Annotated in this window: 11 protein-coding genes; 1 reads left to right on the top strand and 10 read right to left on the bottom strand. The window is 68.8% G+C overall.

Features of this window, described 5'->3' with window-relative positions:
* The 9 genes from CQ040_RS14700 to CQ040_RS14660 all read right to left on the bottom strand — a co-directional run bounded on the left by CQ040_RS14700 (position 1) and on the right by CQ040_RS14660 (position 18,518).
* Complete coding sequence (locus CQ040_RS14700; protein ID WP_105528642.1) at positions 1–1,629, bottom strand: serine/threonine-protein kinase; 1,629 nt, start codon at positions 1,627–1,629, stop codon at positions 1–3.
* On the bottom strand, positions 1,626–2,819 hold the full coding sequence (locus CQ040_RS14695) for an FHA domain-containing protein (RefSeq protein WP_105528643.1): 1,194 nt from the start codon (positions 2,817–2,819) through the stop codon (positions 1,626–1,628). Before CQ040_RS14695 ends, CQ040_RS14700 begins: the two co-directional genes overlap by 4 nt.
* The gene (locus CQ040_RS14690) at positions 2,819–3,634 is read right to left on the bottom strand and encodes a PP2C family serine/threonine-protein phosphatase (protein ID WP_105528644.1); all 816 of its coding nucleotides are present in this window, start codon (positions 3,632–3,634) and stop codon (positions 2,819–2,821) included. Before CQ040_RS14690 ends, CQ040_RS14695 begins: the two co-directional genes overlap by 1 nt.
* On the bottom strand, positions 3,631–4,803 hold the full coding sequence (locus CQ040_RS14685) for an RDD family protein (protein WP_105720494.1): 1,173 nt from the start codon (positions 4,801–4,803) through the stop codon (positions 3,631–3,633). The genes CQ040_RS14690 and CQ040_RS14685 overlap by 4 nt, the downstream gene beginning before the upstream one ends.
* Positions 4,800–7,196, bottom strand: a complete 2,397-nt coding sequence (locus CQ040_RS14680; RefSeq protein WP_105527480.1) for a transglutaminase domain-containing protein — start codon at positions 7,194–7,196, stop codon at positions 4,800–4,802. The genes CQ040_RS14685 and CQ040_RS14680 overlap by 4 nt, the downstream gene beginning before the upstream one ends.
* A complete protein-coding gene (locus tag CQ040_RS14675; protein ID WP_105527481.1) occupies positions 7,193–8,455 on the bottom strand; it encodes a DUF58 domain-containing protein in 1,263 nt (420 codons plus the stop codon). The genes CQ040_RS14680 and CQ040_RS14675 overlap by 4 nt, the downstream gene beginning before the upstream one ends.
* The gene (locus CQ040_RS14670) at positions 8,455–9,426 is read right to left on the bottom strand and encodes a MoxR family ATPase (RefSeq protein ID WP_028503204.1); all 972 of its coding nucleotides are present in this window, start codon (positions 9,424–9,426) and stop codon (positions 8,455–8,457) included. The genes CQ040_RS14675 and CQ040_RS14670 overlap by 1 nt, the downstream gene beginning before the upstream one ends.
* 46 nt (positions 9,427–9,472) lie before the next feature.
* Positions 9,473–15,538, bottom strand: coding sequence for an Ig-like domain-containing protein (locus tag CQ040_RS14665; RefSeq protein ID WP_146114765.1), 6,066 nt, complete (start codon positions 15,536–15,538; stop codon positions 9,473–9,475).
* 163 nt (positions 15,539–15,701) lie between these two features.
* Positions 15,702–18,518 carry a metallophosphoesterase gene (locus tag CQ040_RS14660; RefSeq protein ID WP_105527483.1) on the bottom strand — a complete coding sequence of 939 codons (2,817 nt, stop codon included), beginning with the start codon at positions 18,516–18,518 and terminating at the stop codon, positions 15,702–15,704.
* 205 nt (positions 18,519–18,723) lie between these two features.
* Here CQ040_RS14660 and CQ040_RS14655 point away from each other — a divergent pair, with 205 nt between their 5' ends.
* The gene (locus tag CQ040_RS14655) at positions 18,724–19,470 is read left to right on the top strand and encodes a GntR family transcriptional regulator (protein ID WP_258131705.1); all 747 of its coding nucleotides are present in this window, start codon (positions 18,724–18,726) and stop codon (positions 19,468–19,470) included.
* 18 nt (positions 19,471–19,488) lie between these two features.
* On the opposite strand, the gene CQ040_RS14650 is transcribed toward CQ040_RS14655, so the two are convergent.
* On the bottom strand, positions 19,489–20,058 hold the full coding sequence (locus tag CQ040_RS14650; RefSeq protein WP_105527484.1) for a DNA-3-methyladenine glycosylase I: 570 nt from the start codon (positions 20,056–20,058) through the stop codon (positions 19,489–19,491).
* Positions 20,059–20,099 lie beyond the last annotated feature (41 nt).

Raw genomic sequence — 20,099 nt, 5'->3', positions numbered from 1 at the left:
TCACTCCACGCACCCCCGTACGATCTCGGATGCGCGGCCGTCGTCGCGCCGCAGCATCACATCGATGCAGACCGTGCCGGCTTCCGCGGCAACCGTGGCGGTCGGATCCGTGGTCTGCTGCTGCTCGACCTCGCCGGAGACGACGACCTGCGACCAGATGTACGAGTCGCCGTCGAGCGGGCTCGGATTGGTCCAGGTGAAGACGATCCGGTCGCCCTCGCGCGTGCCGGCGACCTCGGTGACCTTCGGCACGACATCCGTGCCGACATCCTTCGGATCGACCGCCTGAGCGGTCTCCTGCGCTTCGGGAGCGATCCCGGCAGCAAGGAAGTTCAGTCCGACGATCCCGCCGACCACGAGCACGACGCCCGCAGCGACGAGCGTGATCCACAGGCCCTTGCGACTGCGTGGAGGCTCCGGCACTGCCGGGCTCGCGACAGGGTCACCCGGCACCATCGGCGGCGGCACGGACGCGACAGGTGCGACGACCATCGGTGCGCGCGCGATCGTCCGGTCATCGGCTCCGGGGGCGGGCGATGGCGCCGCAGCGGAGGTCGGCACACGCAACTGCGTCTGCTCGACCGGCGGTTCCTCGGCAGCCGGCGGATCGAAACGAGGCATCCCCGACAACGGTGCAGGGGGATCCTTCCGCTGCGTGGTCGCCGAAGGGCGCGTGAACGACGCCATGTCGGGATCGATGCTGACGATCTCCCGCACCCGGGTGAGACCGTCGCCGTCGTCGTCCAGGTCTTCTGCGGGCGGGTGATCGTCGACGATGTCGATCGGGGTCACCGAGTGGGAGAGCTCGATCTGCACCTTCTGCAGCGCCCGCGCGAACGCCACGGCGCTGGGGAAGCGGTCGTCCGGGTTCTTCGCCATCGACCGCTCCAGCAGTCGCTGCAGGCTGTCCGGCGAATCCGGCCTCTTCATCGAGGGCAACGCTGCACGCTCGATGCGTTCGATGAGGTCGGCGCTCGAGTTGCGCTCCCCCGGTCGCTCGAACGGCGAGCGTCCGGCGAGCAGGGTGTACAGCGTCGCCCCCAGCGCCCACACATCCGTGCGGGGTCCGCTCTGCGGCGGCTCGGCGAACGACTCGGGCGGCGACCACGGGATGGACATGCCCGATGCCTCGCCGGTGGCACCCGTCGTCGAGGCGATGCCGAAGTCGGTGAGCGCCGGCCGGTTGTATTCGGTGACGAGGATGTTGGCCGGCTTGATGTCGCGGTGCAGCACACCGGCGCGGTGCGCCGTCTCGACGGCCCCCGCCACCTGCACGCCCACCCGCAGAGCCTCGGCGACCGAGAAGGGATCCTTCCGCGCGCGGAGCTGGAGGTTGGGCCGCGGGCAGTACTCCATCACCAGGTAGGGGCGACCGTCGCCGGCGACACCCGCCTGGTAGATCGTGACGATCGCGGGATGCGTCGACAGCATGGCCATGACGTTCGCCTCGTCGGCGAACTCCTGCGCCGAGGCGCTGGAGATGCGATCGGCGAGCAGCACCTTCACCGCGACCCGACGGCGCGGCATCTCCTGCTCGTACAGGAATACGTCTGCGAAACCACCGGTGCCCAACGGCTCCACATAGGTGAAGCCGGGAAGGTCCGGCGGCGGTGAGGGGCGACGCGTCACGGGAGGTCCTCGAACGCGACGGTCACGCCGTCGCCGAGATCGACCACATCGCCGGAGAGCACGAGCGTCTGCTCGCCGGGGTGCAGCCGAACGGGGTCGGCCCCGGGGCGGAGCAGAGTGGATCCGTTCGTGGTGTGCAGGTCGATGACCACCACGGTGTCGCCCTCCGGCCTGACCTCGAGGTGGCTGCGCGAGATGTCCTGCTGCGGGCTCTCGACGGCGATCAGGTGCGGCAGGTTGGCACCCGAGGCACGCGTCGATCGCGGGCGGCGTCCGATGATCACGGTGCGATCGAGCGAGGCCACCTGACCGGTGGACAGCCGGATGCGACCGACCGATGCCGCAGCCACCGCCGCCGGGGCGACATCGAGCACCTCCGTCGGGGCGTCGTTCGCGGCGGGCGGCTGCTGGCGGAGCGCGCGGAGGTCTGCGGCCGAGACGGTCGCGCCGTCGTGGTCGCCCTCGACCACGATCGGTACGACCGGTGCAGGAACCGCGGCACCGGCGGAGTGCACGGTCGCGCCCCACAGCTGGTCGAAGTCGTCGTCGATGGGCGGAGCGAGCGTCGCCTCGTTGGGCGGCAGGAAGGCGTCTTCGATCACTGGGAGCGGCTCGGGCTCGGGCTCGGGCTCGGGCTCGGGCTCGGGCTCGGGCTCGGCGACAGGCTCGACGACGACCTGCTCGAACACACCAGGGGCGGCGACCACGACCGGGGCCGGTCCGAGTGCGGCGGGCAGCGGATCGGCGTCGCTCAGTTCGAGCTCGGCACTCACAACCGCCGCCCGCACGATGCCGCTCTGCACGGGGAGGCCATCAGCGTCAGCCGTGGTCTCGACCGTGATCTCGACCTTCGTCGCACCCCCGATGAAGCGCTCGTTCCAGGTCGTGACCTCGGCACCGGAGAGCTCGAGCGACTCGGACGGGGTGGTGACGTGTGCGGACACTTCACCGCGGAGGGCGATGCGGACATCGGCACCCTCGGCGACCGCAGCGACGAACGACGGCAGCGACGTGAAGGAACCGCCGACGTGCGTCGTGAGCACGTCGACGACGGTCGCGAGGGTCTTCTCCTCCGGCATCCGCTCCCACAGCCGTGCGACGACGTCGCCGGGAACATCGGGCGGCAGGGCGACGAGCGCTCCGGGGATGACGATCAGGTACCACTGTCCCGGTCGGTAGATGGTCTGCATCAGCGAACCCCTCCTGCTGCGGCTTCTCGTGGACGCGTGTCCAGATCGATGTCCGTATCGGTGGCCATCAGTGTGCCCGGTCGCGAGGCGACGGAGACGGCGTCGATGACGAGCACGGTGATGTTATCCCTGCCTCCGGCGCTGACCGCATCGGCGGTGAGCACGTCTGCGGCCTTCTGCGGATCCGACTCGGCTTTCAGGACCTCACGGATACGGACGTCCGACACCTCGGAGGTGAGCCCGTCCGAGCACACCAGGATCCGGTCGCCGAGTTCGGCGGGGAACATCCAGTAGTCGGCGTCTCCCGTGCTGCTCGCCCCGATCGCCCTGGTGATGATGTTCCGGCGGCGGTCGGAGACGGCGTCCTCGACGCTGAGCTCACCCGACTCGATCAGCTCCTGCACCACGGAGTGGTCGACGCTGATCTGCTCCAGCTCGCCGTCGGCGAAGCGGTAGGTGCGCGAGTCGCCGATGTTGAGCGCGAGCCAGTAGCCCATGCCGTCGACCGAGGCGATGACCACGCCGCTGAGCGTGGTCCCCGCGCGTCCGTTGCCGGACGTGGACAGCTCCTCGACGCTCTCCCTCGACAGGGAGAGCGCATGACGCACATCGTCGAGCACGAGCGACTCGCGTCCGATGTAGCGCGCGAACTCGGCGATGACGGCAGCGCTCGCACGCTCGCCGGCCTCGTGCCCGCCCATCCCGTCGGCGACGAGGAAGATCGGAGCCGACGCCAGATGCGCGTCTTCGTTCAGTGCGCGGCGCAGTCCCGGGTGCGTCGCCGACCCGGTGGAGACGAGCAGTCCTGGCCTCATGCGTATCCGCCGATCGTCACGATGCGGTCACCGATCTCGATGGCATCTCCCAGACGCACCGGCACGCGCTGGCCCGCGGGGCAGGCGATCCGCTGCCCTTCGCGAACGATGGTCATCCCGTTCGTGGAGTGTCGATCCAATACCCACCCGCCGGAGGTCTCCGCCGCTGCTTCGAAGTGCGTCTTGGAGAGCGAGAGCGTCTCGTCGCGCACCGGAACCAGGGTCGCACCCTCTTCGGGCGCGGGGTTGCGACCGAAGATCGTGCGTCGTGAGACCGAGACGCGTGTGCCGTCGTCCCACGTGAAGACGAGACGGTGCCCCGGCACGCTGATGCGGGTGTCTTCCAGGTCGTCCTCATCGAGTGCGACCGGCGCTGCCGGTTCTGACGACGCTGCCGGTGCGAGAGGCGCCGGCTCGACGGATGGCGCCGAGGCGGGGAGCACGGGGGCAGGAGGCACGGGCGGCGCAGACGGATGCTGCTGGATGGTCGCGTCGAGCGCGGGCTCCGCAGCCGGCGCCGGGCGGACAGGTGCGTCCTGTGTGATGCCGGGCACGAAGGCGATGAGCGACCCCGCATCGGCCACCGGAGCCGCCGGAGCCGCCACCGGCTGCGGAATGCCCGGGATCGCCGGCGCGGCCGTCGGCGTCGAGCGGCCGGCCGGAACGGCGGAAGCAGGCACAGCGGCGGGTGCGACAGCCGTCGACTCGAGGGGGCCCGACACTCGCGCATCCAGCATCAGGGCGCCGGCGACCTTGTCGTGCCACCCCTGAAACCGCCCGGATCCGTCGAAGAGCGGGGTGAAGTAACCGACGACGACGGATGCGGCGAGGCCGAAGATGACATTCCGCAGCAGCGTGCGTCCGAAGCCGAGCGGGCTCCCATCCGTAGCCGAGACGAGTCGCAGGCCCTGGGCCCGCATGCCGATCGAGCCACCACCCGCCTGCATCACCGTGTAGACGAAGAACCAGCCGAGGAGCACCAGGCTCACCAGCGGACCGCCGATCATCAGGATTCCGAGGCCGCCCTCGACGCTGCCGGCGAGGGGCACGGCGACGAGGAGTCCGCCGCCGAGCACGATCGCGAGGCCCCCGGCGATCAGGGCGTCGATGATGTAGGCGACTGCGCGACGGGAGACCGGCGCGATCTGGTCGGGCGCGGGCTGCGTCATGGGGTCTCGCTCTCGGAGGACGGGGGCGTCGTGCTGTTCTTGATGGTGCCAGGTTCGCGGCGAACGCGCACGGCCGCAGCTTCCTTCAGATTCTGGAGTCCGCTCGAGATCGCGGTGCCGCCGATCAGGGACCGCAGGCTCAGTCGCGCCTTGATGCGCTTCCAGAAGCCGGCATCCTTTCCGAGCCCGCCGACGATCTCGTCGACCTCGTGCCAGAACGACTCGACGTCGTTCGGGCTCGGCTCGGCCGGTCCGAACACATCGGCGTCGGCGCGTTCGGCGAGCGCGGTCACCTGCGGCACCGTGAGAGCAGTGGCCACGACCGCTGCCTCTTCGGTGCGGGTGCCGCCGGGGGTGAGGCGCGCGCCGTAGTCGACGGCGCGATCGGTCAGCTCGTCCCATCCTCCGCTGATGCGGTCGGCGGTACGCGCGGCAGCACGCCGGGAACGACGCTTCGCCGCCTTCCACGCACCGATCACGATGAACGGCGATGCGAGCAGGGCGATGACAGCGAGCGAGATGCCGCCGATCGCGAGGATCGCGCCGATGATGCCGGCGATGTTCAGGGACTCGTCTTCGCCCTCGCGGTCATCGGGCAGGGTGGGCGGCAGGTCGACGGGCTCCTGCGGCGGAGGCGGCGGCTGCAGCACCTGGGGCTTCGGATCGACGCGCGGCTTCGTGTTCTGGTCGTTGGGCACCTGGTCTTCGGGAGGGGTCGGGTTGAAGGTCACCCATCCGATGCCCTCGAAGTTGACCTCGACCCAGGCGTGCACGTTGTCGCCGGTGGCGGCGAACACGGCTTCGCCCGACTGCTCCTCATCGGGGTAGTAGCCCATGACGACTCGAGCAGGGATGCCGATCTGTCCGGCCAGCAGCGCCATGGCGACCGCGTACTGCTCGTCGTCGCCGATCATCTGCTCCCCGCCGATCAGGGTCGAGATGCGCTCGGCGGTGTGTCCGGCTCTGGAGATGACCTCGCCCTCCAGCCCGTGGCTGAAGAAGCCTTCCTTGGCGAGGAGGTTCTCCAGCGCCCGCACCTGCTCGATCGGCGTCTCGGCGCCCGACACGGTCTCGGCCGCGAGTGCGGTGAGCTCCTCCGGCACGTTGCTGGGCTTCGGCATCGACACCTTGCCGAACTCCACCTCGGCCAGCTGCTCGTCGTCCGGCACGGTGGGTATCACGGCGTCCACCGTGTACTCGTCGCCCTTGGTCAGCTTCGTCGTCGCGACCGCGGTACCCGTCGCGGTGTTCACGTAGGTGCTGCGGCGCAGCTGCTCCGCGTCGTCGCCCGAGAAGCTGATCTCCGACAGCTCTCCCGCTGTCGGCACCCACACACCCCGGTACGTGTCGATCGCGATGTTGAGCGTCACCGGCACCCCTGCGGCATCGGGTGACATGTTCGAGCGCAGCGGTGTGAAGGCGCTCGACGAGGTGGCTCCGCCGTCGGTGACGTTGTAGACCATGCCGTCGAACTGATCCATCACAGCCGTGCGAACACGCGCACCCTTGGGCAGACCCTGCACCGTGAAGAGCGTCTTGTCCGCCTCGTCGCGCACGTTCTTGCGGAATGCCTGCAGCGGGCTCGGATAGTCGCGGATGTCGAACGGGGGGATGATGACGTCGCGGAACACGTGCCGAGGCTGCGTGGGAGTCGCGACCGCGCTCGCGGCGACACCGGCGCCCCCAGCGATGGCCAGCACGGCGACACCGGCGAGCAGGCGTCGGGTGCGCATGTGTGCAGCGCGGGAGGGATCGACCTCGCTCACCGAGACGGCCGTGTTCTGCGGGGCCCACAGCTGGCGCAGCGCGAGCCACGACATGCTCACGACCGCGAACACGAGCCCCTGCACGAGGGGGAAGGCGGGTTCGGGGGTGCCGAGCGCGATCACGAGCATGAGCAGGACGCCGGCCGGGATCAGCGCCCAGGCCACCTGCGACAAGCGCAGCGCGAGCGAGGCGGTCAGAGTCGTGACCACGAGCGCGAGCAGGAACGGGACGATGAGGTGCCCGTCTGCCGCCGCCACCGGGGCGACGGTCGTGAGCATCTGCTTCCAGGCGGTGACGGTGCCCAGTGCGAGCTTCTGCAGCGTCTCGAGCGTCGGGATGAATCCGAGGATCGCGGTCTGCGGCAGTGCGAGCGCGCCACCGAACACGAAGTACGCCCCGACCGTGAGGGCGGTGATGATCAGGATGCCCCAGCGCCGCCAGGTCGCGACGGCCGCGATCGCGAGGCCGATCAGGATGCCGCCGACGACGGCCGGGAGGAAGGAAGGACCAGCGAACGTCGGCCAGAAGCCGATGAGGGCGGTGACGACCAGGAGCGCCGTCGCCCCCAGGTCGAGGATCCAGCGACGCAGGCCGAGAGCGCCGGACGCGGTGGAGGGCGCGGTCATGCGAGCACCTTCTGCAGAGCGAGCGGAATCTGTTCGAGCGCACCGATCGTGACGACGTCGGCATCGCCGATGCGTCGAAGGGCCGGAGCGGACGCGGTGGTGTCGGCGACGACGACGAGAACCCTGGCGCCGAAGGGCAGGCGCGCGCAGGCGAGACGGAGGTCTTCGGAGCGCACACGCGCGCCGCACACCAGGACGACCACGCTCGCCAACGGCATGGTGGCGGACACGACTCCGGCGAGCTCGGCGATCCCGCCCTCCTTCGCCTTGCTGTTCTCGACTGCCGAGAGGGAGTCGAGCAGCTGCTTGCCGGTACCCGAAGGCAGCTCACGGCCCTGCACGCGGATGTCGACGCGCTGCGAGTCGCGGAGCGCGCGAAGACCGATCGACCCCGCAGCCGAGATCCCGAGCTCGAAGTCATCGGCCGTCGCGTATTCGGCGATCGACCGCGACAGGCCGATCACGAAGTGCGAGCGCCGGGTCTCCTCGTACTGGCGGACCATCATCGTGCCGGTGCGGGCAGTGGAGCGCCAGTGCACATGGCGCAGGTCATCTCCCGGCTGGTACTCCAGCAGCGCGTGGAACGAGACGTCGTCGCGAGACAGGTCGGCCGCCGGCAGCCCCTCGAGGTCGCGCAGGTACCCGAGCGACTGACCGTCGAACAGCACGGTGCGCGGGTGCACGAAGAGATCGACCGGGTCGTCGCGGCGGTGCGCCCGTTCGAAGAGGCCGAGCGGGTCGCCTCGGACGACACTCACCGGCCCCACCTTGACCACGCCGCGCTTCTGGGTCGGGATCGCGAAGAGCTCCTCCGCCTCCTCCCCCGGCGCGAGCCGCTGGATGCCGAATTCACCGCGACCGGAGCCGACCGGGAGCACGACCCGCGAGGGCAGGATCGCCCTGGTGCCGCGGTTGGCGAGGGTCAGGGCGCCGACCGCGCGCTCTCCCACGACGACGCGGGTGCGAGCGAGGTCGAGCGCGACGTCGTAGGCGGTGCGACCGATCAGGAACAGCGCGCACAGGGCGACGGCGATCGCGATGACCACTGCGGCGATGGTGAACTCCGACCATCCGGCAACCTGCCCGAGCACCCAGAACCCGACGGCGAGGGCCATCAGCACCCAGGCCAGTGGCCGGATCGCCGAGGCGATCTTCCGGAGACGCGTCAGGATGCGCGCACCGACGACGGCCGCGATGTCACGCCATCCGGCGTCGCGTTCCGTCTGGGGCGTCGACGCCTGAAGGGCCTCCGCGGTCATCAGGCCGCCGCTCTGGCCTGAGGCGCCGCCACCCCGTCGAGCACGCGAGCGATCACGACGTCGCTGCTCGTGCCGGCGAACTCGGCCTCGGCGTCGAGCAGCAGACGGTGCTGCCAGACCGGACGCGCGAGCGCCTTGATGTCGTCGGGGAGCACGAAGTGGCGTCCCTGCGCCGCAGCCCACACCTTCGCGAGGCGGATCATCGCGATCGCACCACGCACCGAGACGCCGAGACGGATCGCACCGTCCTCGCGGGTCGCCTCGGCGAGCTCGGCGACGTAGCGCAGCAGCGCGGGCTCGACGTGCACGGTGGCGGCGAGGTCGGCCATATCGGCGACGGCGCTGGTCGTGATGATCGCGGAGAGGCCGGCCGACGGGTTGCGGTCGGATGCTCCGGCGAGAATGCTCTCCGTGACGGCGAGGTCGGGGTAGCCGATCGAGGTCTTGATCAGGAAGCGGTCGAGCTGAGCCTCGGGCAGCTTGTACGTGCCGGCCTGCTCGATCGGGTTCTGCGTGGCGATCACGAGGAACGGACGCCCGGCCTCGTGCGTGACGCCGTCGACCGTGACCCGCGACTCCTCCATGACCTCGAGCAACGCCGACTGGGTCTTCGGCGACGCGCGGTTGATCTCGTCCGCCAGCACGATCGACGCGAAGATCGGGCCCTTGTGGAACTCGAACTTGTGCGACTGCTGGTCGTAGATCGTCACGCCGGTGACGTCGGACGGGAGCAGGTCGGGCGTGAACTGAATGCGCGTGCTGGTGCCCTGCACGGTCGCCGCGAGCGCCTTGGCGAGGCTCGTCTTGCCCGTACCCGGTGCATCCTCGAGGAGCACGTGCCCCTCGGCGAGCATCGAGGCCAGCACGAGTCCGACGATCTCCTGCTTGCCCTGCACGGCCTTGTCGATGTTGTCGACGAGACGCTGGAAGGTGCCCTGGAACCAGGCTGCCTGCTCGGGGGTCATTGTCATGAGTGTGTCGTTCCTTGTTCTTCGGATGTAGAGAAGGGTGAGCGCGTCATTGCCAGACGCGATGTTCGAAGGCGTTGCCGTTGACCATCACCCAGGCCTCGATCACGCCACGGCGGTTACCGAGGTAGCAGCTGAGACGGCCACCGTAGCTGCCGTTGCCGTCCATCGTGATCGAATACGGGCCACCCCAGACGCCGCCGTAGGTGCCGTCGTTGTTGTTGCACTGGACCGAGATCGTCTGCCCCGGATCGAAGTCCTGCGCATTGAGGTAGAAGTACGCGCAGGTGCCGTCGTTGCAGTTCGGCTGGCCGTTCGCGTTGCCGGTCGAGGTGACCCAGGCGCGGGGGTTCGGCTTCGCGCCGGAGGTGCCGGCCTCGGACCGGGTGATCTTCTGCCCTTCGGTGTCCGTCACCTCGACGTCGATCGTGTGGCGCTGGCTGTAGCCGTTACCCACGGTCTCGTTCCCGGTCGGGCCGACGTGCTGCCAGCTTCCCCCATCGATACGGATGCGCACGACCTGGATGCCGCGTCCGTTGGCCGACACCCTCGCATCCCACCCGAACGTCACGCTCTTCGCATTCGAGTTCACGGTGACCGACGGCTGCTTCAACGGACCGTATGGGTTGCCCGACATCTGGTTCGAGGCGTCGCTCGCATATGTCTGCCCCTCGACCGTCGAAACCGCACGGACCCGCACGTTGTAGTTCGTGCCGTTCGAGAGTCCGGTGATGACGCTGTTGCCGGGCATAGCTGCCCAGTCGCCGCCGAGGGAGTACTGGTACTGCACCTCGTTCCGCGACGCGCCGTTGAGCGCGCCGGGAGACCAGGTGAGCGTGAGCGACCGGTCCCCTTCAGCGACGTTCGACAGCGACGGCGCACCCGGCTTGTTCACACCGCGGCGCGGTGCTGACATCGGACTCCATTCGCCCCAGCCCGCCTTGTTCTGCGCACGGATGCGATAGGTGTACGGCGTCTCCGACGTCGGGACCTTCACCGCCTGCGACCTGGCACCGGCTCCCGGCGTGATGGTGTTCCGCAGCGTGCCGCCCTCCCACACCTGCAGCTCGAACGAATCGATCGGGTCGCCGTTCGCGTTGCCCGGCACCCAGTTCACCTGCATCTGTGCCTCGGTGCCCACCGCCGGCAACTGCGTCACCGTCGGCGCGGCCGCGGGCATCGGAGGTCCTGCCGGCACCTCGACGGCCGACCAGCCGCTCCAGCTCGACGGCTCGGGGGCGCGGTTGTGGGCCTGCACGCGGATCTGATAGTTCGATCCGTTCTCGAGGCCTTCCCAGGTCATCGAGTTGCCGGTGGCCTGCTTCTGCGAGACGCCGGACGGCGGCGCAGGAGAGATCTCGAGCGTGTAGCTCTCGACCGGCGAACCCGGGGTCGTCGGGGTGACCCAGGCGACCTTAAGCGACTTGTCGCCGAAGGCCAGGGTGGGCGGGTTCGGTGTGTCGGGACGAGCGTCGGGGCGCGCGACCGCCGAGGTGCCCGACGGCTTCGACTCGCCGACGCGGTTCGTCGCGGTCACCTGGAAGGTGTACTCGACGTTGTTGGTCAGACCGTCGAGCGTGCACGTCGTGGAGCGGCATTCCTTGGAGTACGGGCTGCCGCCGACCGATTTGACGGTGTACTTCGTGATCTCGGCGCCGTTGTTGGAGGGCGCACCGTACGAGACGACGACGGTGCGGTCCTGCACGCTCGAGACGGTCGGAGTTCCGGGAGCCTCCGGCACGCCCTGCACCGTGACGACGATCTGGCCGTTGGCCTCGCGGTCGGTATCCTTCGTCGCATCCTGGATGCGGTAGCGCACGACCATGGTGCCGACGAAGCTCGGGTCGGGTGTCACGACGACCTGATCGCCCTTGACGGTCGCACCACCGGAGCCCGATTCGGTCACGGCCGTCATCACCTTGAGCGGCTTTTCAGGGAAGGGGTTGTAGTCGTTCGCCAGCACCGGCACCGTGATGCTCTTGCCCTGATCCGCTTCCGAGATCGTGTCGGTGTTGGCGGCGGGCAGCGGTCGGGTCGAGGCGCCGACGCGCACCGTCACCGTACCGCTGACCGGCTCGGTCGTCCCATCGGTCACCTCGATCTTCAGAGAGGCGACGGTGCCCTTCTCGACATCGGATGACGCTTCCACGAGCAGCTCGGAACCGTCGACCTTGGCCGTGATCCCCTTGCCGGCACCGCTGACGTACTTGTACTTGTGCTTGCCGTCGTCTTCCGGATCGGGGTCGGTCGTCAACGCGGCGAGGTCGAGCGTCGAAGCCTTCTCCCCCGGTGCGACGATGACCTCCGCGCCGATGAACTCGGGCTGCTGGTTCTCGGGCGGCAGCACGTTGATCGGAATGCTCAGCGTTGCCTTGCGTCCCTCGGGATCGTCGGGGCCGGTGCCGTCGGTCACCTCGAAGGTCAGCGAGTCCTGTCCGAAGTAGCCGTCTGCCGAGGTGTAGACGAGCGTCGTCTCGTCTTTCACGAGGTCGTCGCCGTTCGCGTACACGGCGTTCACCTTGGCGTGCTCGGTGATCCGCGCGGCTCCTCCGCCGGCGACGGTGACGAACTTGGAGAGCGGGATCTCCTTCGTCTCGCCGCTCATGACCTCGAGCGGCTTGGTCGAGTCGAGGATCGGCCGCAGATCCGACTCTGCGGGGACGAAGATGAAGGCGGACGCGGCAAGGTCGTCCTGGTCGGTGACGGTGTAGCGGATGAGCTGGAGGTTCTCCGTCACCGTGACCCGCACTTTGCCGTTCTCGAGCTGCGTCGCGCCTTCGCCGAGTACGAGCTTGAGCCGATCGGTCGTGCCGTCCGGGTCCTCATCGTTCTTGAGGATGTCGAGGTCGGCGCTCAACGTGCCGTCGGTGAGGTCGGTCGGACGCACCCGATCGTCGCGGGCGATGGGCGCCTGCAACGGCACGTTCTCGTCGACCGTGATCTGCAGCGCTGCGGTCGCGGTCGCTCCTCGCGCATCGCGGATCGTGTACTGCAGCGAGGTCTCGAGCTCGCGGTTCGGCGCCTGCACCAGCACACGGTCGCCGGAGACGCGGGCCGTGATCCCCGTGTCGGTCGGCACTTCGAGACCGTCCTTGACGAGGGTGATCTTGTCGCCCTCGGGGTCGGAGTCGTTCGCCATCACCGGCACCGAGATCTCACGGCCCGGACGCACCACGACCGCATCCTTCACTGCGAACGGCCTCTGGTTGATCTGCTCGCCCGGCGCGATGCCCACGCGGATCGTGGCGATGCCCTCTTTACCGAGACGGTCGCGCACCCGATAGCGGAACACGTCGACGCCCGATGAGTCGTCGAACGCCTCGTAGGTGAAGTAGTTCTGCGCGGTCTCGACGATGCGCCCCTTGGTGGGGCTCGAGGTGATGTCGATCAGCTCGACCGAGTCGCCATCGGCGTCGATGCCATCCAGCGGAACCGCGATGTTCGCGGTCGACCCGGCGAGCACGCGCGCCACCAGATCCTGCGGGCGAGGGGCGGCGTTCGTGTCCGCATCGACGGGAAGGATCTGGATCGTGACGTACCCGGCGTCCTTCTGCTGCCGGGAGTCGACGGCCTCGTAGGTGAGGTAGACGGTCTTCGCCACAGGGCCGGCCTTGAAGCGGATCGTGTCCTGCGAGACGAAGGCCTCGCCGTCCTCGGGATCGATGAGCGGCTCGACCAGCTCGGGGACGACATGCATGACATCGTCGTTCGGATGCGTGTCGTTGTCGAGCACCGGGATCGTGACGACATCGCCCGCACGCACGACCGCCGTGTCGTCGTTCACGACCGGTTGGAGGATCTTGTCCGGCGCCGGGATCGGGATCACCACGACCTCGCCCTCGGCGGATTTCGAGCCGTTCGAGATGCGGTACTTGATGCGCGCCTGATCGGTGAGCGAACCCTGGTCGGTGATGCGAAGGGTCTCGTGGTTGATGACCGACACCGAGACGCCGGCGTCGTCGTCGATCGAGACCGACTGCACGACGAGGATGCCGCCTGCGGGGTCGACGTCGTTCGCGAGCACGCCGATGAGCACATCGCCGCCCGTCGGCAGCAGCGCGACATCGCGGACCGCGACCGGAGGCAGATCGGTCTCCGATGCCTCCAGCACATCGATACGGACGATCCCCTCACCGCTCTCGGGACCGGCGGTCGCGAGATACAGCACGTAGTACGTGCCGGGAGCGTCGGCCATGAAGCTGAACGTCTTGTTGGGCGCGTCCGGCAGCACGGTCGCACCGGGGACCTCGTTCACGCGGCCGAGACGCAGCAGCTCTCGTCCGGAGCTGGTGTCGTTGGCGAGCGGTGCGACGGTGACCTGTTCGCCGACGCGGGTCACGACGTGGTCGGCGTTCGTCTTGGGCTTCGTCGACCCTTCCGGGCGCACATCGAGCATCACCGTGGCCGTGGCGGTCTCGCCGTATCCGTCGGCGACCGTGACCTGGACCTCCTTGCGACCCTGCTGGCTCGCCGTGGCCTTGTACGTGATCTGCCCGTCGGTGCTGAAATCGACCTCGTCGCCGGGGGCGGGCACGACGTCCTTGAGGTAGACGTCGTCACCCTCGGGGTCGATCCAGTCCGGAAGGATGTTGTACGAGATCGTGCCGCCGGTCTCGACCGTGAGAGTCGTCGTGCGCTTGGGCACCGGAGCGGTGTTGATGCTCTTGTCGTAGACGGTCAGCGTGACCGCAGCGGTGTCCTTGCCGCCGCGTCCGTCATCGGCCTCGTACGTGAAGGTCGTCGAGCCCGAGGCGCCGTCCTCGGCAGCGATCTGCAGCGATCCGCCGTTCTGGACCTGCTGGATCGTGCCGATCGAGGGCTGCGCCTCGGCCAGCGTCGCGACCAGGACGTCGCCGTCCGGGTCGTTGTCGTTGTCGAGCACCGGGAGCATCGTCGTCACGCCGGGGCGCACACCGAACGTGTCGTCTTCGGCGATCGGAGGAGTGTTCTCCTCCTTGCGTTCGGGGAGCGTCGTCTCGACGGTCTCCTCGGTCGAGTCGTCTTCGTTCTCGGTCTCGCCCTCGGGTGGGGTGAGGTCGTTCCAGTTGTCGACGCGCTGCAGGCTCTCATTCGCCAGCCACGCGGCACCGCCCACGGCGTCGTTGAGGATGATGACGTCACGGTTGACACGGAACACGAGGCTCTTGGAGTCCTCGGCACCGTCGACGTGTGCGTTGACGTCGTTGGTCGTCCCTGGGCACTCGCGGATGAACGTCGCCGTTCCCGCCCACGCGCCGTAGGTGCATCCACGCAGCCACACCGGAGCTGCCGGTGTTCCGTTGCCGCCCGCGTCGACCTCGGTCGGCTCGCTGCCGTCGAGGGGCACGCTCACGAGGGCACCGGCGGTCGAGATCGCCACCGTGCCCGCGTCTTCGGACGCCTGCTGCAGCACGGCCTTGTCGGCGCCGGGGATCTCGGTGCGCAGGCCGCCTGGCGAGGTCACGACGCCCGCCTTCCGGTCGAGCACGACCGGCGTGCGGCCGACCACCGTGATCGTGGGCTTCGCCGCCCCGTCGATCTCGCCGACGGACGCGGTCGACGCATCGAGCGCCTCGCCCTCCTTGTCGACGGGGACGGTGACGACCTCGCCGCGTTCGGAGGACAGCCCGTAGACCGTGCCGTCCTTGGCGACGGCGACATCGGCATCGGCGCCGAGCTCCGCATCCGGGTCTTTGACCTCAGGCTCGAACGACGCGACACCCTGAGCAGGGACGACCCACAGCTCGCCGGTCTTCTGGTCGAGGATCGCCGCCGTGCGGTTGCCGAGTGCGACCTTCGAGGAAGACGGGATGCCGGCGGAGTCGCCGAGCGAGACGCGTGCGGGATCGACGGCGGTCAGGGTCGAGGCGTTCTCGTCCACGACGAGGATGTTGCTCGTGTCCTGCAGGATGTCGTAGTTCTCGCCCGTGGTTCGCAGACCGCCGTCGAGAACCGTCGACTCGTTGTTGAAGTGCCCGACGAGCAGGCTCGACGTCTTGGTGATCCAGACGCCGCCGTCGTTCAGATCGACCTTGGTGGTGGGGAAGCCCTCATAGCTGAAGGCCATGGTGGTGATGGCGATGACGCCGACCGTGACACCGGCAGCAGACGCCAATGTCTTGGGTCGTGCGCGCATCCATGACAACGCCTTCATACCCGGTTCCCCCCAGGGTGACAATCTCGGATTGACTCGTTCGCGGGTCCGACGGACCCACGGAGCACCCGTTCATACTAACTGCGTCCTGGAATACCGCTCGATGGGGAGATTTGCCCATCGAGCGGTACTCGATCAGAACCGCTCAGCCGCGAGCTCTGCGGCGCCGGATGAGGAGGCATCCACCGAGGGCCAGGAGCAGCAGACCGCCGCCGAGGAGATACCAGCCAGGCTCACCACCCGTGGTGGCCAGGTCTCCACCCGTGGCGTGCTCACCGGCACCACCGGACCCCGGCGTCTGCCCACCCGATCCGTCCACGGCGCGCGTGACGGTGATCGCCGTCGTCGACTCCGTGCCGTCCGGCAGGATCACGGCGAGCGTGTGCGCACCGGCCGGTGTCGCGGGCGGGATCGTGACCGCGGTGCGGAAGCTCCCCTCTGCGGTCGTCGTGACCTGCCCCAGCCGCACGGGCGTGGAGCGCAGTTCGACGACGAGCTCGGCGGCGGCGGGGAAACCGGTGCCTGAGATGGTCAGCTGCCCACCCGCCTCGACCGTCTGCGCACTCAGCTCGAGAGCCGGGTCGACGGGATCGACCGGATCGACGGGATCGACAGGATCGACGGGATCGACGGGAGCAGCGGTCGGCAGCGGAACATCGACGTGCTTGATCTCGGTCGCCCCTGCGGTCGAGAAGGAGTAGGCCGTGACGCGGACCCGGTCGTCGTACAGCGCGGCGCGGAGACCGACCGGGTCGGCACCGCCGACGGCCTTCTCCTCCCAGTCGCCGCTCGGTCCGTACATCGTGGTCACCGCTGCGGTGTTCACGACCGTCGGCACATGAGCGAGCGTCGGGTCCGTGCGCAGCTCGGTGCTCCAGTCGTTCAGCGTGGGCGACCAGTGCGTGTGGCTGTTGAACATGATGACGTTCGGGTTCTGCTCGAGGAGGGCAGCGAACCGAGCCTCCTCCTGCCCGTAGTCGTTCTTGTAGAACCGCGCATACGACCCGGAGACCGAGTACGGCAGCAGGTGGTGCGAGAAGAGGAGCACCGGCTTGTCCTGCGCACGCCAGTAGGCGAGGCGGTCGCGCAGCCAGGTGAACTGCTCCTGACTGAAGTCGACGAACGGGCCGGAGCCGGTCTTCGCCGCGTAGTCGTAGAACTCGCTGCCGATCCAGATCAGCGGAAGCTCACCGTCGACGAGCACCTCGCCCCACAGCCCGCCCTGCCCGCCGACGTCGCGCATGCCCGTCGAATCGAGGAAGCGCTTCTGATAGGTGCTCGATCCGTCACTGCCGTAGTACTCGTGGTTGCCGATCGTCGAGACGACGGTGTCGTATTCGCCGCCACCGCCCGCAGCGAGCGCTGCGAGGTAGGAGTCGTAGTTCGCGGTCGAGCCGTTGCTCACCAGATCGCCGTTGGACACCAGCACGTCGGCGGTCTGCGACATCGCGCGGAATCCAGGCAGCACGTTCTGGCTCAGCCGGGTCGTGGCACCCTGCACGTCGCTGAAGACGTCGACGACGGCCTTCGCATCGAGGCCGGTGGCGAGTGCAGCGAGCGGACGCACGACCTGCACGTCGTCGAGCATCCACGATCCCGCGGCGCCCGGCGCATCGAAGGCGAATCGGACGGTCATCGCGGATGCTCCGGCGGGAACCGTGACGGGCAGACGAAGCTGCGCGGACTCTTCATCGGCGTCGGAAAGTGCGCGCAGCACGGTCTCGGTCCCGTCGTCGAACACGGCTGTCACGGTGCCCTGCTGCGTTCCGCCGCGCTTGCGGTAGTGGCTGTCGAGGCGCACCTCCAGCGCGTCCCCCGACTTCACCGCGATGGGAGCCGACGCGAGAGTTCCGGAGAACGGGCCTGCCGTCGCCTCGGCCACGGCGATCCGACCGGACGCACGGGTGAAGGCGTGCCGACGATCGGTGCCGTACTGCGCGACCACGCTGTCGAGAGGCGACAGCGCCCATGCGCCCGTCGTGGTCCAGGTCTCCTTCTCGAACCCGTCGAACCAGAGCAGCTGTTCGGTCGTCGACGAGTCCGGATCCCCGGCGGCGAGCACGGTGATCTGGAGCGCCGTCGAGACGATTCCCGCCCCGGCGAGCGACAGCGGCACGTATCCGGCGGCGAGGTCGCCGGGCAGCGCGACGGCGAACGACGTCTCGCCGGCCGCATCGGCGACGGGGATGCCCGGGACGACGACAGCGGAGTCCCCCAGCGTCGCGATCAGCTGCTGGCCAGGGCGGAGTCCTCCCACCTTCACCGGCACCGTCGCTCCCGCCTTCGCGACGGGTTTGGCGGCAGAGAGGATGCGCGGCGTCGAGTCGGCCGGCGGTGCCTCACTGATCTGCACATCGTCGATCATCCAGAACCAGTTGTTGCTGCTCTCGGCATACGACCACCCGACCGTCACGGTGTCGACGTCGACCGGGACGGCGACAGAGACCGAGACCTGCTCATCGAGGCGGTTGCGGTCGAACGACTCGACCACCACTGGTGCGCCGCCGTCGAACCGTGCGACCAGCTGCGCGGTCTGCGGGGCCTGGCCCTGTTTGTAGTGACTGTCGAAGGTCACCTGGACCGCGCCGTCCTGGCTCTGCAGGTCCAGTGCCGGCGCCCAGAGCACCGAGCTGAAGCGCCCCTGGGTCGGGCGGTTGGAGTCGGAGTGCACGACCGCGGTCATCCCGTCGGCACGCGAGAAGGAGCCGCGATCGCCACTGTTGCCCCACACCGACACGACTTCCGCCGGCGTATAGAACGACCAGCCCTGCCAGTCGGCGCGCATCCCGGTGACGTTGGTGTTCTCGACTTCCCACCCGGTCGGAGGGCCGGCCGGTGTCGCCCCGGTGAAGCCTTCGGTCAGGGGGACCGCGGCGGCGAAGGCGGGCGTCGCCGCACCGCCGACGAGCAGGGTGAGGGCGCAGGTGACCGCGAGGGCACCGATACCGCGTCTGGTTCTCATGTCTCTTCCTTGGAGTTGGTCGACCGCCGATGTCGGCGGAAGCGGGGTGGAGGAATTCCGGGTCTCTTCCGAGCATGTTGAGAGAAAGTAGTCATGACAACTTTTTCGGGCGATATTCGCCGATTGTTCACTGAACTGCGGCAGAGTGAACATGTGCCGCTCGCCATGAAGGCAAGAAGTCACGACAACAGGAACCAGGAGCAGAGTGAGCAGACCACTGCACGAGCAGCTGTACGAGCAGATGCTCGAACGCATCCGGAGCGGCGAATGGCCCGAGGGCGAGAGAGTGCCGAGCGAGCACTCCCTGATCGCCGAGTTCGGCACCTCGCGGGGGCCCATCCGACAGGCTCTGGCGACGCTCCGCGCCGAGGGCGCCGTCGACGGCGGTCGCGGTGCGCCGCCACGGGTCAGGAGACTGGTGCCGACACAGTCGTTCCAGACCTTCGTCTCGTTCACCGACTGGGCGCGGTCGATCGGCCGACGGCCGGGGCAGCGCGTGATCGAGGCTGCCCGCCGCCCGGCATCCGAGGCCCTAGCCGAAGACCTCGGCGTGGAGCCTGCAACCCCCATCGTGGAGATCGTCCGACTGCGACTGCTCGATGACGAACCGGCGATGCTCGAACGGTCGGCCTTCCCGTTCGACGTGGGCATGCTCCTGCTGGCCGCCGATCTCGACACCGGAAGCATCTATCAGGCGATGAAGGAGCACGGATGCGCGCCCGTCCGCGCGCGCCACGTCTTCGACGCCGTGCCGGCGGACGACCTCGACGCGGCAGCGCTCGCGGTCTCGCTGTCGACGCCGCTGTTACGGGTACGTCGAACAGGATGGGCCGAAGACGGCTCTCTCGTGGAAGTGGCAGACGACCGCTACCTGCCGACGATGGCCAGCTTCGCCGTCGAGAACACCTCCGACGCGCGCTCCGCGCTCACCCGGGAGACCGGCGAGCGCTGAGCATCGACGGAGCCGACGTCACGCTCGCCAGCACCCCATGATGTGATCGTCGACCATCCCGCCCGACTGCATCAGGGCGTACATCGTGGTCGGTCCGACGAAGCGGAACCCACGACGACGCAGTTCCTTGCTCATCGCCGTCGACTCGGAGGTGACCGCCGGGACGTCGGCGAAGGATGCCGGCCGGATGCCCGACGCTGCCGGGGCGAACGACCACATCAGCTCGTCGAACTCGCCCTCGGCCATGCCCCGGACGATGTGGGCGTTGCCGATGGTCGCCTCGATCTTCGCGCGGTTGCGGATGATGCCGGCGTCGCCCATCAGACGCTCGACATCGGACTCGTCGTACTCGGAGACGATCTCGGGGTCGAAGCCCGCGAACACCTCGCGGAACCGCGGGCGCTTGCGCAGGATCGTGATCCACGAGAGCCCCGCCTGGAAGCCCTCCAACGCCATCTTCTCGAACAGCGCGCGGTCGCCGTGCAGCGGGGTGCCCCACTCCTCGTCGTGGTAGCGACGGTACTCGTCGTCGTCGCCCACCCAGGCGCAGCGATCGCGGGCGTCTGGGCCCGTGAGAAGAGAGGTCATCCGCTCAGGCTATCCGCGGCGACCGACAGCGCGTCGCGTGC

The organism is Microbacterium sp. MYb54 (assembly GCF_002979515.1).
Classification (GTDB): Bacteria; Actinomycetota; Actinomycetes; order Actinomycetales; family Microbacteriaceae; genus Microbacterium.
The sequence above is the reverse complement of the archived record's forward strand: the minus strand, read 5'-3'. Positions and strand labels throughout refer to the sequence as shown.